The sequence below is a fragment of the Streptosporangium sp. H16 genome, assembly GCF_051918855.1.
Classification (GTDB): domain Bacteria; phylum Actinomycetota; class Actinomycetes; order Streptosporangiales; family Streptosporangiaceae; genus Streptosporangium.
Window position 1 is genome coordinate 13,333 of the sequence record NZ_JBPXMD010000008.1, and the last position, 13,897, is coordinate 27,229.

Below are 13,897 nucleotides of genomic sequence, written 5' to 3' on the forward strand. Positions count from 1 at the left end.
CACGGTCGTACGGTCTGCCCTCTTCGTAGGGTAAAGACATCATTTGGTGGCTTCACCTAACCTTGAGGAACGGGCTCCCGCGAGCGTGCCGAGCGGCATGGCGCGGGAGGGGCGACGGAGCGGTCGCCTCCCGGTCGGGCCTCCCTCCCGGCCTCCCCGTACCCCCCGGCCTCCCCGTGCCCCCGCCCTCTCCGCACCCCCGGCCTCCCCGTGCCCCTGTCCTCTCCGCACTCCCAGGTCTACCCATGCTCCCTGTACTCCCCGTGCTTCCCGGCCTCCCCGGCGCCGCCGATCCTTCCCGGCTTCTCGCCCACGACCCGATCTCCGAGCCCTTGACCTACCCGGGCCGCCTCCCCTCGGGAGCCGGGCTGCTGGCCGACGGCCGTTTCCTGCCGATGTCCGAGGACGCCGGCGCCCTCGGCGACCGGCGGGTCCGGTCCGGCAGCCGGGTCGTGCGGCTCGCCGACCACCTGGCGAGCCTCGGCGCGGGGCCGATGGAGGCCCGCCACCCGGTGGTCGCGGTGGGGTCCAACGCCGCGCCGGGCCAGCTGCACCGCAAGTTCACCGCCGCCGGGATCCGGCCCGTCGTCCCGCTGACCCCGGCCACCGTGCACGGCGTCGCCCCGGGGGTGTCGGCGCACGTCAGCCGGAACGCCTACCTGCCCGCCGCGCCCGTCAGGGTGGCGGGCGCGTCACTCCTGTTCGTCGTGTGGGTGGACGACGCCCAGCTCGCCGCGCTGGACGCGACCGAGCCGAACTACCTCCGGCTCCCGCTGCCCCCGAGCTCCTTCCCGGTGCGCCTCTCCTCGGGGGAGACCCTCCCGTCGTGCCACATCTACGCGGGCGGGCACGGATGCCTGGTGGACGAGGAGGGAGAGCCGCTGCGGCTCGCCCCCCAGCCGGAGCTGATCGGGCACCTGCTGGCGCGCTCCGCGAAGCTGCGGCTCCTGTTCGGGCGGACACCCGAGGAGTTCGTGACCAGGGCGCGGCGGGACGACGGGACGCGGGAGGCGGCCCACGCGCTGTTCCGGAGGGACGGGCTCGCCGACCCCGGAGCCGGGCTCGCCGGAGAGCTGTCACGCGTCCCGGACCGCGAACGGCGCCGGCGCCCCTGGCCGGAGGCCGCTCCGGCTTTTAGATAACCCCAATGGGGTTAGTAATGGGTTATAAATAGAGGGAGACTTGAAGGCGGCCAACGAAGGGATCGTCTCCTTGAAGCGCGTGCTGCTGCTGGCGACCGGTGACGTCATCGCCCACTCCTACGCCCCGGGCCGCCCGGGAGTCGCGTCGGGGGCCGAACTGCTGAGGGCGCTCCCGCCCGGCACGATCGCTGTGGACGCTGTGGACGCTGTGGACGTGGTGGCCGAGGACGTGATGGCGGAGCCCAGCTGGGACATGTCGCCCTCGACCATGCTGGAACTGGCCCGCAGGGCGCGCTCGGCCATCCTGGATCGCGGATTCGACGGCGTCGTGATCACTCACGGCACCGACACGATCGAGGAGACGGCCTACCTCGTGGACCTCCTCGCGGGCCGGGCGGCGGAGCGCGGCACCATCGTGCTGACCGGCGCCGTCCGCTCCCTGGACGAGCTGTCCTCGGACGGCCCGCGCAACCTCGCCTCCTCGCTCGTGGTGGCCGCCGACGGCGCGCTGCGCGGTGCCGGGGCCGTCGTGTGCGTCAACGACGAGGTCCACGCGGCCCGCTGGGTCGCCAAGGTCGACGCCACGAGCGTCGCGGCGTTCTCGTCGGCCCCCTTCGCCGTGCTGGGCCGGGTGACCGGCGGCCGGGTCGAGACGCTGTCCGCCCCACCGCCCCGGCCGCCCGCGTTCGGGGGGGACCCGGCGTCGGACGTCGCCCTGATCAAGACCTATCCGGGGATCGAACCCGTGCTGCTCACCGCCGTCGTGGACGCCGGGGCCCAGGGCGTCGTGTTGGAGGCGACCGGCATGGGCAACGTACCGGTCGGGCTCTTCGTGGCGATCGCCGAGCTGACGGAGTGGGGGATCCCGGTGGTCGTCGCGTCGAGGTGCCGTACCGGCGCGGTCCCGCTCGGCGAGATGCGCTTCGGCACGGGACTCGCCGCGAGTGTCGGTGCGATCGGGGCCAGGGGCCTGGCGCCCTCGAAGGCGCGGTGCGCGCTGATGGTCGCCCTCGGGACCGGCGGGATCGACGCCGTACGCGACTGGTTCGGCAGGCTCTGACGCCGGTTCGGCAGGCCCTGGCGCCGGTTCGGCAGGTCCCGACGCGCCGTGAGGCGATGTTCGGATAGGTAAAAACCGCGAAAAGGGGAGTATCGCCGAGCTGTGCGGGCACGTCGGTGGAGTCCGTGATCCGGCGAAGGGCTGGGGAGGCCTTCGCCGGATCACCCCCTCCCCGCTCCGGTGCCCGCACGGCCCGCGGCCCGGCACGGGGTGCCGGGCCGCGGGGCGACCGGACGGGCCGGAATGATCAGACGGGGATCGAGACCCCGAGGCCGCCGCGGGTCTCGGCGCCGTACCGCTCCTTCTCCCTGGCGATGTCGAGGGGCTTGATGCCGGAGCGCCCGTTCAGCACCTCCTCGGTGAGCAGGTCGGCGGGGACCAGCCAGGAGACCTCGAACTCCAGCCCGTCGGGGTCCTTGGCGTACAGGGCCTTGGTGGTGGAGTGGTCGGAGGCGCCGACGAGGGCGTCGAGCTCGCCGAGCTTGAGGGCGATCCGCTCCAGCTCCTGGAGGGTGTCGACCTCCCAGGCCAGGTGGTAGAGGCCGACGGCCGAGCGCCCGGCCTCCGAGGGACCCGCCTGCGCGCCGATCTCGAAGAGGCCCAGGTCGTGGTCGTTGCTGGACCCCGAGGCCTGGAGGAACGCGGCGCCCGGCATGCCCATGACCATCCTGAAGCCGAGTGCCTCCCGGTAGAAGGCGACGCTGCGCTCCACGTCGCGGACGAAGAGAACGGCGTGGTTGAGCCGCTGGACCGGCATGGTTCCTCCTAAAACTTGAACTCTCAAGTAGATTACCCCCGTTTAGTTGATAGTTCAAGTAAGCTGGGCCCGTGACGCGATGGCTGGACGACGACGAGCAGCGCACCTGGCGGGCGTTCCTGGCCGCCTCGCAGCTCGTCCAGGAGGAGCTGGACCGGCAGCTGCAGCGCGACTCCGGCATGCCGCACGCCTACTACGCCGTGCTGGTGAAGCTCTCCGAGGCGCCCGAGCGCATGATGCGGATGAGCGAGCTGGCGGCGGAGGTCAACTCCTCGCAGAGCCGCCTGTCGCACGCGGTGAAGCGGCTGGAGGAGCGCGGCTGGGTGCGGCGCGAGCCGTGCGCCGCGGACAAGCGCGTGAGCTGGGCGATCCTCACCGACCAGGGCCTCGCGGTCCTCACCGCCGCCGCCCCGGGACACGTCGAGGCCGTACGGCAAGCCGTGTTCGACCGCCTGACCCCCGATCAGCTCCGCCAACTACGAGAGATCTGCGCCGCGATCCTCCCCACCCCGGACCCCTCGTGACCATATGCGAGCGGCGTGCCTGGCGACCGGCGTCCGTCGATCAGGCCGCGTGTGGCTCGAACCAGACCGAACCCAGATCATGACCGGAGGTGAGACGAACATCGGCGTTCAGCGCCGCGGCCGGACGCCGCAGCAAGGTGATCGTCGGCGCGGTCCCACCTTCCTCGATGCACTCGATCTCATCCTCGGTCATGCCCGCACGCTCAGCCAGTTCGGCCACGGTCAGCCCAAGCGCGCCCCGCCGGTCATACAAAAGGCTTTCTGACCGGCCAAGGGAAAATGACCGGCGGGGACTTCGGCGGGTCAGGTCGACATCGAGAGCGCTTCTTCGAGATCCCGCGCGCCAGGCGCGCGCATCCGGTCGAGCAACTTGACCACTTTCCGGAGGTCCCGGACGGCGTAGGTATTCACGGCCACGGCGTCGGGCGCGGCACCGAGCGCCGCCTCCGTCGCCGCCCCGGCCTCACCCGCCATCGCGTGAGCACGCGCCAGGCATGCCCCGAACCAGGCACGGTCGCGCCGATAGGACTCCGAGAGTCCCGCCAGTCCTCGTTCAAGAAGCGCCACCGCGCGCCGACCGTCGCCAAGTTCCATTTCGGCCATGCCGCGCTGCATGAAGAACCAGCCTTCGCCATAGAAGTACATCCAGGGCGGCTCGTCGTCAGGGCGCTCAGCCGCGCGCTTGATGAGTTCCTCGGCCTCGCCGAGCAGGGAGCGCGCGGCCCGAGCTTCCCCCATCTGAGCGTGTCCGCGAGCGGCCATCTGGGCGGCCATACCTTGCACACCAAGGGTTGTGCGACCATCGTGCCAGCGAGACGCCTCGGCCAGCCGTACACAGCGTTGTGGATCCCCAACGCTCCACGACAGGTGCGCCCGCATGTTAAGTGTCGTGGAGGCCAGAGCGGCGTCCCCTGCTTCCAGTGCCCAGCCATGGGAGCGGTCGTACCAGGCCAATGCGGCGGCCAGGTCGCCGGAGTCCTGGCACATCCATGCGAGGAACTGGGCGTACTGGGCAGCCATGCTCACCATCCGGTCACCTGGCGCACCGGATACGCCCCGGGCGAGATCGGTCACGGTGGAGAGCTGCGCGCGGACCACGGGCATGAGAGGACGACTGCCCATCGTGTCTTCGGCCCGGCGATGTTCGGCGAGGCACCGCTCCAGCCACTCGATCGTTTCCAGGTCCACGCGCCGCGGTTCGCTGATCGCGTTTGTGATCCGCTCGTACAAATCTGAATCGGGCGCGAGAGATGGCAGAGCAAGGGCAGGAAGCGGCATGTTCGCCGACGCGAATAGTTCGGCCTCGCTCAGCCCGAATACGCGACAAAGCAGCGTCCGATACGGCTCGTCCGGCTGGTTGTTCCCAGCCTCGTACGCCTTGATTCGGCGTATGACGGACTCCATCGACGGTAAAGGGATGCGCCCGTCAGCCGCCTTGATGAGCTCGCGCGCCACGTCGCGTTGACCCCACAGCCGATCGTGCCGTTCGGTGCGTAACCGCAAAGCCCATCCGGGCAAGTCGTCAGCGGCCATGAGCTCACCTCCGTGGGATGAGGGGACATCCGCCTGTCCCCCAGTGTCCCCTACGGGCACCTGTACCGAGCAGGTTACGCAGCGTTTGGATGAGAAGAGGTGCAGCAAAGAGCGGGACCCGCAGGCGCTGCGAACGCCGTACGGGTCCCTTGATCAGGAAGGTCCTCCTGACCCGTGAACAACCCTAATGCTCCGGTTCTCGACCGGACCAGGGCGAGCGGCTGCGGCTGCTTCGCCGAAAATCTGCCGCTGCCGATGGGCTGCGCTGTCTGCGGGCACGCCCCCTACGCGCACGGCTGCCCCGGCCAGGCCGCCGACCACGAGTACGCGCAGCCGTCCGGCGAGGTGATGGCCGCCCGCCTGGAGACGCGCCGCCGGATCGGACTCGGCCGGGGGCTGCCGACCTTCCAGCCCGCTCACGAGGTCACCGCGCGACCCGTTCCGGTCGTGCCCGCGCCCCGCCGGGCCGAGCGCGAGGTCGTGCCCGCGCCCCGCCGGGCCGTGGGCGAGACGGCATCGGTCCGTACCCGGCCCGCCGGGCGTACGGACGCGCGCCGCCCGGAGACACCCGGCACGGGCCGCCCGCATCGGCCGGTCGAACCCCGCGAGGAGCGCGCGGCCCGCCTGGCACTCGCCCAGGATCCACTCACCCGGCGGCGAGCCCTGATCGCGGCCCGCGCCCCCGGACATCCGCCCCAAAACGCGGCCCGCGTATCTGAACCTCCAGCCCACAACGCGGCCCGCGCTTCCGGACATCCGCTCCGGAACGCGAGAGACCGGACGCGACACCCGCGACCCGGAGAACCGGCCGGCGGGCGGACGCTCACCGTGTTGCCGGACATCCCCGGCACCGGCGACCGGCACCGGACCCACCGAACTTCCCGGCCGGGGCTCGCCGTCGCCCCCGGCCGGGACCACTCACCGGACGCCCCTTCCTCTTGGCGACACAACCCGTACCGGCGGGAGGTCGCGGCATGAACACGACCCCTGCGCGGGGCGACACTCCTGCGGGCAGGTGCGGGTGCGGCGCTGGACCCGCTTCCTCGGTGATCACCGCCGTGCGGCACGCCGAGGACCTGGCCGCCGTACTGGCGGGGGTTCACCACATCCGGGCGGACGTCCACGAACTCGCCTCCGGCAACGCGATCGTGTCCGTCCACTACGGGCTGCTGGCCTACACCGACGGCGAGAGGTTCTGGTGGACCGGCCCCGAGCTCAGCGACGCGGGCAGTCCGTTGTTCAGCTCCGCGCTGACGCTGCTCGCAGCCGCCGAACAGCTCGCCGGGCACCACGCCGTCCTGCGCGCCAGGGATGCCGCCGACGTGCTGCGCGGAGGGTTGCCGCTGCCGGCCAACGTGATCCTGGCCGAGCATGTCGACCCGCGCTGACGCCGACGCGGCCCGAGCCGTCCGACGGGTGCAGCAGCACACACCCATTGAGGAGCCGACCGTGATTCCGTCCCACGGCACCACTGCAGGCGACCGGTTGAGCGCGGTCACCTGGCATCCCGGCGCCATCTCCGCGCTCAAGCACCTGCGTACCGAACTCCACACCCACCGGATCTACCCGGAGATCTCCTACGACCAGGGCCAACCCCGCCTGGTGATCAGCGCCGACCTGACCGTGTGGGCCGACTCCGCGGGCATGTTCTTCTGCTGGGGCACCACCTACCTGGAGGAACCCGCCGACCACGCCCCCTCGGACGATGTGCCGCAGGTCGCGCGCCGCGTCGCCGGACGACTCGGGAAGCACTACGTCGAACCGGTGGACCCTTCCTGAGTGACGCGGCGGCACGGCGATCCCACCTCCCGTGCCGCCGTCCCCGACTCCCCGCGGGCGGTGGTGCGCGACCAGGGGCCGCCCGCGGGGTCGGACGCGACCAGGCGACTCCTCAGGAAGCCTGAGGAGTACGAGGAAAGGAGCCGGACAGAGCGTCCCTGCCGTCAGGTCCGCGCCGTGGACAGGTGGCTCCAGGGGTCGGCGATGACCTGGTGGATGATCTGCCCGGCGGCGCCCAGGGTCGCGGCGTCGCCGCCGAGCCGCGAGACGGTCAGTTCGGGGACGGCCCGGCGCATCACGCCCAGCCGGGAGGTCATCGTCTCGTGCGCCGGACCCCGGATCCACGGGAACAGCGGGGCGAAGACCCCGCCCAGCACGATGGTCCCCGGATCCATCAGGTGCACCGCGGAGGTGAGGGCGACGCCGAGTGCCTGACCGGCGCGTTCGCAGGCCTCCAGAGAGTCCCGCTCGCCCGAGTGGAGGCGTGCCAGCAGCGTGGCCACGCCGTCGGGAACCCCGGCGAGTCCGGCGGCCCTCAGGAGCGCGTCCTGCCCGGCGTACTGCTCCAGGCAGCCCCGGCCGCCGCAGCGGCAGGCCGGGCCGTCGGGGGAGACGACCACGTGTCCCAGCTCCCCGGCGAGGCCGCGGGCGCCGCGGAACAGGGCGCCGCCGACCACCAGGCCCGCGCCGATGCCGATCTCCCCCGACACGTGCAGGAAGTCGCCGGGTACCGAGCCGAACCAGAGCTCGCCCAGGGCCGCGAGGTTGGCCTCGTTGTCCACCTCGACGGGGAAGCCGAGCAGGTCGGAGACGCGGACGTCGTGCCAGCCGAGGTTGGGGGCCGTGTGGACCAGCCCGCTGTCCACGGGGCCGGGCACCGCGAGGGTCGATCCGGCGATGGAGAGGCCTTCCCCGTGTGCTTCGTCCACAGCCCTGTGGGCGAGTTCTTCCAGGTGGGAGAGGGTTTCCACAGGCGAGGACGTACGGTTGTCCACAGCCTGTGTATATCTGAGCCGCACCGCCAGGGTGAGGTCGACCACGCAGGCGGACAGGTAGTCGACATTGATCTCCAGGCCGAGCGCGGCGACCCGCCGCCCGCTGAGCGCGACGGCCGTGCCGGGCCGTCCCCGCTCGCCATCCCTGAGCGCTCCCGACTCGGCGACCATGCCCGCCTCGATCAGGTCGCCGACCATCTTCGACACCGTCGTCTTGGTCAGTCCGGTGATCTCGGCCAGCGCCGCCCGGGTGATCGGGCCGCTCCTGCGGACCTCGCCGAGGACCACACCGAGGTTGCGGGCGCGCATCGAATTGTGGCGTACGGCCTGTGTCATGGAACAACCACCCCTTGACGATCCCACCACCTCGATCCATATTAAGTCCATAAAGTGGATTAAATCGGAGGAACGCAGATGAGCGCCTACACCCCCAAGCCCGAAGACCGCTTCACCTTCGGGTTGTGGACCGTCGGCTGGCAGGCCCGCGACCCCTTCGGGGACGCCTCGCGGGCCCCGCTGGACCCGGTGGAGAGCGTCCACCGGCTCGCCGAGCTCGGCGCGTACGGCGTCACCTTCCACGACGATGACCTGCTCGCCGTCGAGCCCGACCGTGACAGGGCCATCGCCAACTTCAAGAAGGCGCTGGCCGAGACCGGGCTCAAGGTCCCGATGGCCACCACGAACCTGTTCACCCACCCCGTCTTCAAGGACGGCGGGTTCACCAGCAACGACCGCGACGTCCGCCGCTACGCGCTGCGCAAGGTCATGCGCAACGTGGACCTGGCCGCCGAGCTCGGCGCGACCACCTACGTCTGCTGGGGCGGGCGCGAGGGAGCGGAGTCCGGGGCCGCCAAGGACATCAGGGCCGCGCTCAGCCGCTACAAGGAGGGCATGGACCTGCTCACCTCGTACGTGATCGAGCAGGGCTACGACATCAGGTTCGCCATCGAGCCCAAGCCGAACGAGCCCCGGGGCGACATCCTTCTCCCGACCATCGGTCACGCGCTCGCGTTCATCAACGAGCTGGAGCACTCCGAGCGCGTCGGCCTCAACCCCGAGGTGGGCCACGAGGAGATGGCCGGGCTCAACTTCGCGCACGGCATCGCGCAGGCGCTCTGGCACGGCAAGCTCTTCCACATCGACCTGAACGGCCAGCACGGCCCCCGCTACGACCAGGACCTGATCTTCGGTCACGGCGACGTGAAGAACGCCTTCTTCCTGGTCGACCTGCTGGAGAACGGCGGCTACGACGGCCCCAGGCACTTCGACTACAAGCCGCTGCGCACCGAGGACTCCGAGGACGTCTGGGTCTCCGCCGCGGCCAACATGCGCACGTACCTGATCCTGAAGGAGAAGGTCGCGGCGTTCCGCGCCGACCCCGAGGTCGCCGAGGCGCTCGCCGCGAGCAGGGTCGCCGAGCTCTCCGAGCCCACGCTCGCCCCCGGCGAGACGATCGCCGACCTGAACCGCGACGAGTTCGACCTCGACGCGGTGGCGGCGCGCGGCTTCCACTTCACGCGCCTCAACCAGCTCGCCATGGACCACCTCCTCGGAGTCCGCGGATGACACTGGTGGCCGGGGTCGACTCGTCGACCCAGAGCTGCAAGGTGGTGATCAGGGACGCCCGTACGGGCGCCCTGGTCCGCCAGGGGCGCGCGACCCACCCCGAGGGCACCGAGGTCGACCCCGGAGCCTGGTGGGAGGCGCTCCAGGAGGCGATCGCGCAGGCGGGCGGGCTGGACGGCGTCGAGGCGATGAGCGTCGGCGCGCAGCAGCACGGCATGGTCTGCCTGGACGACTCCGGCGAGGTCGTCAGGAAGGCGCTGCTGTGGAACGACACCCGTTCCGCCGGAGCCGCCGCCGACCTGGTGAAGGAGCTGGGCGGTCCCGAGGTCTGGGCCGAGGCGGTCGGCAGCGTGCCGGTCGCGTCGTTCACGGTGACCAAGCTCCGCTGGCTGGCCGAGCACGAGCCCGACTCCGCCCGTCGCACGGCGAGGGTGTGCCTGCCGCACGACTGGCTCACCTGGCGGCTGGGCGGGGAGTTCGTCACCGACAGGGGCGACGCGTCGGGCACCGGGTACTGGTCGCCCGCGACCGGGGCCTACCGGACCGACCTGCTCCAGACGGCCTTCGGCGCCGTACCCGGGCTCCCCGAGGTGCTGGGGCCCCGCGACTCCGCGGGCGAGGTGCGGCCCGCAGCCGGCGTCTCCGGCGCGGGCGCGGTGCGGCTCGCGCCGGGTACGGGCGACAACATGGCGGCGGCCCTCGGGGTCGGCGCCCTGCCCGGGGACGTGGTGGTGTCGATCGGGACGTCGGGGACGGCCTTCGCGGTCGCCGCCGTCCCGAGCGCGGACCCGACCGGTTCCGTGGCCGGGTTCGCGGACGCCACGGGGCGGTTCCTCCCGCTGGTGGCCACGCTCAACGCGGCCAGGGTGCTCGACGCCGCCGCGCGGATGCTCGGGGTCGGCCTCGACGAGCTCGGCAGGCTGGCCCTGGAGGCGCCCTCGGGGGCCGGAGGGCTCGTCCACGTCCCGTACCTGGAGGGCGAGCGCACCCCGAACCTGCCCGACGCCACCGGCTCGCTGCACGGGCTGACGCTGGCCACCTCCACCCCGGCGCACCTCGCCAGGGCGGCGGTGGAGGGCATGCTCTGCCATCTCGCCGACGCCTTCGACGCACTCGGGCTCGACCCGGCCAGGGTGCTGCTCATCGGGGGAGGCGCCAGGTCGGAGGCCGTACGGCGGATCGCCCCCGCGGTCTTCGGGCGGCCGGTGGTAGTTCCCGAGCCCGGCGAGTACGTCGCCGACGGGGCGGCGAGGCAGGCGGCCTGGCTGCTCGGCGGCGACGCCGAGCCGCCGGCCTGGGAGGCGGGCAAGGTCGAGCACTACGAGGCCGATCCCGCACCGGAGGTCAGGGCCCGCTACGCCGAGGTGCGCGGCCTCCGCTGAGCCGCGGGCGCCCCGGCGCGCGCTCCCGCCGGGGCGCGCGCCGGGGCGGGTCGTCTCAGGGGCGGCTCAGGGTTGGATCAGGGGTGGCACCGGATGTCTGAAACATCCTCCGGCGGACAGTCTTAGCGCATGCTCGCGTCGAAGAGGCTCTACCCCCTGATCGCCTGTGCCGGGCTCGTCGTGGCCGTCGTGGCCGTTGTGGCCGTGGCCGCCGGACAGGCCGACCCGGTTCCCTACGCGAACCCGCTCGATCTGACGATCAGTGAGTACGCCGCGCTGGATCGCACCGGAGCCACCGGGCTCGCGATGGCGGCGCTGGGGATCGCGGCCTTCGCGGTGGTCGCCGGGCTGCGGGCCGTGGGGGCGCCGGTGGGTGTCCTGGCCGGGCGGCTGATGCTGGCCTGGGGCGTGGGGCTCATCGTGCTCGCGGTGGTGCCCGCGGCTCTTCCCGGTACGGGGACGGACCTGATCTCCCAGACGTACCGCTACGTGTCGATCGCCGTGCTGGCCGCGGTGCCCGCGGCGGGCGGCCTGACGGTGGCACGGTTCGGCGAGGACGAGCGGTGGCGGCCGGTGGCCAGGCCGCTGGAGTGGCTCACGCTGGCCGGGGGTTTCGGGCTGCTGGCGCTCACCTACGTGACGCTTCCCGGGGACGGGGTGCTCGCCGGTCTCGTCGAGTGGACCCTGCTCGGCACCGAGGTCGCACTGTTCGGAGTGCTGGCCGTCCGGCTCGCGAGACTGACATGGGCGCGGGGAACCGCTCCAGCCTCACGCGCCGCTCTCGGCTGACGGACTCACTTTTGAAAACTCTTTCATGACATGTCACAAATAGGCTACAAATAGCAGGAGCCGCCAGTGCTATTCTCGTCGGCGATCTAGAGATCGTCCGGGGCTCCCCCCGGCGCTCCGAGAGCGAGCCGTTGAGGTGACATGGCAGCGAGCAGATCCATCCGCTTCAAGGTCTCGGTGCTGCTGGTCATCCCGCTCGCCTCACTGGTGGCACTGTGGGGTTTCGCGACGGTCGTGACGGTCGGCGACTCGGTGAGCCTGCTCTCCGTCGGCACGCTGTACGACACCGTCGCCAAGCCCGCCGGAGACCTCGGCACCGCGGTCCAGCGCGAGCACCTCCTGTCGGCCGAATACCTGGCCACCCGCTCGGACGCGGACCGCGACACCCTCGTGGGGCAGCGCTCGGTCACCGACCAGGCCCGCGCCCGGCTGCGCCGGCAGACGACCGGGGACGCGGCGCAGGCGGCGATGTCCGAGGAGATGAGGACGCACCACGACGAGCTGATGCGTCAGGTGGGCGCGCTCGACGCGATCCGCGCCAGGGTCGACTCCGGGCGGATCGGCCCGGTGGGCCTCTCCGAGGAGTTCGCCCGGCTGCCGGACGCCCTGCGCCGGCTCTTCAACACCCTGAGCCTCAGCAACGACCTCCCGCTCTACCGCCAGTCGCGCGCCATCACGACGATCAACCATGCGATGGACCTGCTCAGCCGCGAGCGGGCACTCGCCGCGGGCTCGCTGGCGCTCAGGAGCCCGATGACGCCGAGCGAGATGCGGCTGTTCACCCGGCTCTCCGCCAACCGGATCTTCCTCATGGAACAGGCGCTCCCCGAGCTTGATCCCGAGCTGCGCGCCCCCTTCTCGGACATGATCGCCTCCTCGACGTACGCCCGCTTCATCACCCTGGAGAACCACATCCTGACCGGCGCCGAGGTGCGCTCCACCGACTGGCGCGCCGCCGGTGACGCGCTGGACGCCGTCTACCAGCGGTCCCTGACGGCGGTCGCCCCCGCGCTCATCGAGCAGGCCACGCCCGCGGCCGTCAGCGTCTTCGTCCGCGCCGGTGTGATCGGCGTGCTCGGCCTCATCGCGGTCGTCGCCTCGATACTGGTCTCCTACCGGGTCGGCAGCGGGATCACCAAGGAGCTCGCCGCCGTGCGGCGGGCCGCCGCCGAGCTCGCGCAGGTACGGCTCCCGAGGGTCATGGAGAAGCTGCGCCGCGGCGACACGGTGGACGTGGAGGCCGAGGCGCCCGCGCTCAGGCCGACGGGCAGCACGGCCGAGATCCACGACGTCGCCGACGCCTTCAACAGCGTCCAGCGCAGCGCCGTCGACGCCGCCGTCGAGCAGGCCAGGCTGCGCGAGGGCGTCTCCCAGGCCTTCCGCAACCTCGCCCGCCGGAGCCAGTCGCTGCTGCAGCGCCAGCTCAAGATGCTCGACGGCATGCAGAAGCAGGCGGAGGATCCCGCGGCGCTGGAGAACCTCTTCAAGCTCGACCATCTCACCACCCGCATGCGCCGTCACGCCGAGGGCCTGGTGATCCTGTCCGGCGGGGCGGCGGGCCGCAAGTGGCGCTCGTCGGTGCCGATGGAGGACGTGCTGCGCGGGGCCGCCGCCCAGGTCGAGGACTACGCCCGGGTGCGGATCTACCCGACGGGCGGCACCACCCTGGTCGGCAACTCCGTCGCCGACATGATGCACCTGTTCGCCGAGATCCTCGAGAACGCCACCGTCTTCTCCCCTCCGGGCAGCCAGGTCTCGGTCCGGGGCGAGCTCGTCGGGCGGGGCTTCGCGGTCGAGATCGAGGACAGGGGACTCGGGCTGACCGACGACAAGCGCGCCGCGATCAACGAGCGCCTGGCCAGCCCGCCGGAGTTCGACCCGGCCGACACCGACCGGCTCGGCTTCGCCGTGGTCGGGTTGCTGGCCGCCAGGTACGGGGTCGAGGTGGTGCTGCGCGCCTCGCCGTACGGCGGTACCGGGGTGGTCGTCCTCATTCCCGAGAAACTGCTCGGAGACCCCGAGCCCGTCGAGCAGCCGCTGGAACCGCCGGTGCTCACCGTCATCAGCGTCCGGCCCGAGTCCGCGGAGCAGCGGGCGGAGACCCTCGTGGAGCGGGTGGACCGGCCGGGCGACTCCGGTGAGGTCCCGATCCCCGCGGACCTGTGGAAGCCGCTGCGGCGCGGTGGAGACGGCCTGCCCCGCCGGGTGCGGCAGGCGAACATGCCGCCGCCGCGCCAGGCCCAGGAGTCCCGCTCGCCCGAGGCCGAGGCCGGGGGACGGTCGCCCGAGGAGGCGAGGGCGCTGATGAGCTCCCTGCAGTCCGGATGGCGGCGCGGGCGCGGCGACGAGGACGGCGGTACCAAGCGATGA

14 protein-coding genes are annotated in these 13,897 nt (G+C 72.0%); 10 read left to right on the forward strand and 4 right to left on the reverse strand.

The features are described 5' to 3' along the window. Positions 1 to 245: 245 nt before the first annotated feature. Positions 246 to 1,142 carry a hypothetical protein gene (locus ACTOQ2_RS15265; RefSeq protein ID WP_440100233.1) on the forward strand — a complete coding sequence of 299 codons (897 nt, stop codon included), beginning with the start codon at positions 246 to 248 and terminating at the stop codon, positions 1,140 to 1,142. Between the two features lie 79 nt (positions 1,143 to 1,221). Beyond that, positions 1,222 to 2,202: an asparaginase gene (locus ACTOQ2_RS15270; RefSeq protein ID WP_440100471.1), complete on the forward strand. Its 981-nt coding sequence runs from the start codon at positions 1,222 to 1,224 to the stop codon at positions 2,200 to 2,202. Positions 2,203 to 2,449: 247 nt separating this feature from the next. On the opposite strand, the gene ACTOQ2_RS15275 is transcribed toward ACTOQ2_RS15270, so the two are convergent. Beyond that, positions 2,450 to 2,959: a VOC family protein gene (locus ACTOQ2_RS15275; RefSeq protein ID WP_362834808.1), complete on the reverse strand. Its 510-nt coding sequence runs from the start codon at positions 2,957 to 2,959 to the stop codon at positions 2,450 to 2,452. A gap of 71 nt (positions 2,960 to 3,030) precedes the next feature. Here ACTOQ2_RS15275 and ACTOQ2_RS15280 point away from each other — a divergent pair, with 71 nt between their 5' ends. Beyond that, the gene (locus tag ACTOQ2_RS15280; RefSeq protein ID WP_440100234.1) at positions 3,031 to 3,483 is read left to right on the forward strand and encodes a MarR family winged helix-turn-helix transcriptional regulator; all 453 of its coding nucleotides are present in this window, start codon (positions 3,031 to 3,033) and stop codon (positions 3,481 to 3,483) included. Positions 3,484 to 3,523: 40 nt separating this feature from the next. Here ACTOQ2_RS15280 and ACTOQ2_RS15285 read toward each other — a convergent pair whose 3' ends face one another. Continuing rightward, positions 3,524 to 3,736: a helix-turn-helix domain-containing protein gene (locus tag ACTOQ2_RS15285; RefSeq protein ID WP_440100235.1), complete on the reverse strand. Its 213-nt coding sequence runs from the start codon at positions 3,734 to 3,736 to the stop codon at positions 3,524 to 3,526. Positions 3,737 to 3,786: 50 nt separating this feature from the next. Then, the gene (locus tag ACTOQ2_RS15290; RefSeq protein WP_440100236.1) at positions 3,787 to 5,016 is read right to left on the reverse strand and encodes an XRE family transcriptional regulator; all 1,230 of its coding nucleotides are present in this window, start codon (positions 5,014 to 5,016) and stop codon (positions 3,787 to 3,789) included. A gap of 174 nt (positions 5,017 to 5,190) precedes the next feature. Between ACTOQ2_RS15290 and ACTOQ2_RS15295 the strand changes: the two genes are divergently transcribed. The 3 genes from ACTOQ2_RS15295 to ACTOQ2_RS15305 all read left to right on the forward strand — a co-directional run bounded on the left by ACTOQ2_RS15295 (position 5,191) and on the right by ACTOQ2_RS15305 (position 6,795). After that, on the forward strand, positions 5,191 to 5,994 hold the full coding sequence (locus tag ACTOQ2_RS15295; protein WP_440100238.1) for a hypothetical protein: 804 nt from the start codon (positions 5,191 to 5,193) through the stop codon (positions 5,992 to 5,994). Next, entirely contained in the window at positions 5,991 to 6,404 is a 414-nt protein-coding gene (locus ACTOQ2_RS15300) for a hypothetical protein (RefSeq protein ID WP_440100239.1), read from the forward strand. The genes ACTOQ2_RS15295 and ACTOQ2_RS15300 overlap by 4 nt, the downstream gene beginning before the upstream one ends. Positions 6,405 to 6,465: 61 nt before the next feature. Further along, positions 6,466 to 6,795: a hypothetical protein gene (locus ACTOQ2_RS15305; RefSeq protein ID WP_440100240.1), complete on the forward strand. Its 330-nt coding sequence runs from the start codon at positions 6,466 to 6,468 to the stop codon at positions 6,793 to 6,795. A 164-nt stretch (positions 6,796 to 6,959) separates the two neighbouring features. On the opposite strand, the gene ACTOQ2_RS15310 is transcribed toward ACTOQ2_RS15305, so the two are convergent. Continuing rightward, positions 6,960 to 8,126: an ROK family protein gene (locus ACTOQ2_RS15310; protein WP_440100241.1), complete on the reverse strand. Its 1,167-nt coding sequence runs from the start codon at positions 8,124 to 8,126 to the stop codon at positions 6,960 to 6,962. A gap of 78 nt (positions 8,127 to 8,204) precedes the next feature. Here ACTOQ2_RS15310 and xylA point away from each other — a divergent pair, with 78 nt between their 5' ends. The 4 genes from xylA to ACTOQ2_RS15330 all read left to right on the forward strand — a co-directional run bounded on the left by xylA (position 8,205) and on the right by ACTOQ2_RS15330 (position 13,897). After that, positions 8,205 to 9,356, forward strand: coding sequence for a xylose isomerase (gene xylA / locus ACTOQ2_RS15315; protein WP_440067653.1), 1,152 nt, complete (start codon positions 8,205 to 8,207; stop codon positions 9,354 to 9,356). Further along, a complete protein-coding gene (gene xylB / locus ACTOQ2_RS15320) occupies positions 9,353 to 10,738 on the forward strand; it encodes a xylulokinase (RefSeq protein ID WP_440100242.1) in 1,386 nt (461 codons plus the stop codon). Before xylA ends, xylB begins: the two co-directional genes overlap by 4 nt. Positions 10,739 to 10,867: 129 nt before the next feature. Beyond that, positions 10,868 to 11,527: a DUF998 domain-containing protein gene (locus ACTOQ2_RS15325; RefSeq protein ID WP_440100243.1), complete on the forward strand. Its 660-nt coding sequence runs from the start codon at positions 10,868 to 10,870 to the stop codon at positions 11,525 to 11,527. Positions 11,528 to 11,668: 141 nt separating this feature from the next. Next, the gene (locus tag ACTOQ2_RS15330) at positions 11,669 to 13,897 is read left to right on the forward strand and encodes a sensor histidine kinase (protein WP_440100244.1); all 2,229 of its coding nucleotides are present in this window, start codon (positions 11,669 to 11,671) and stop codon (positions 13,895 to 13,897) included.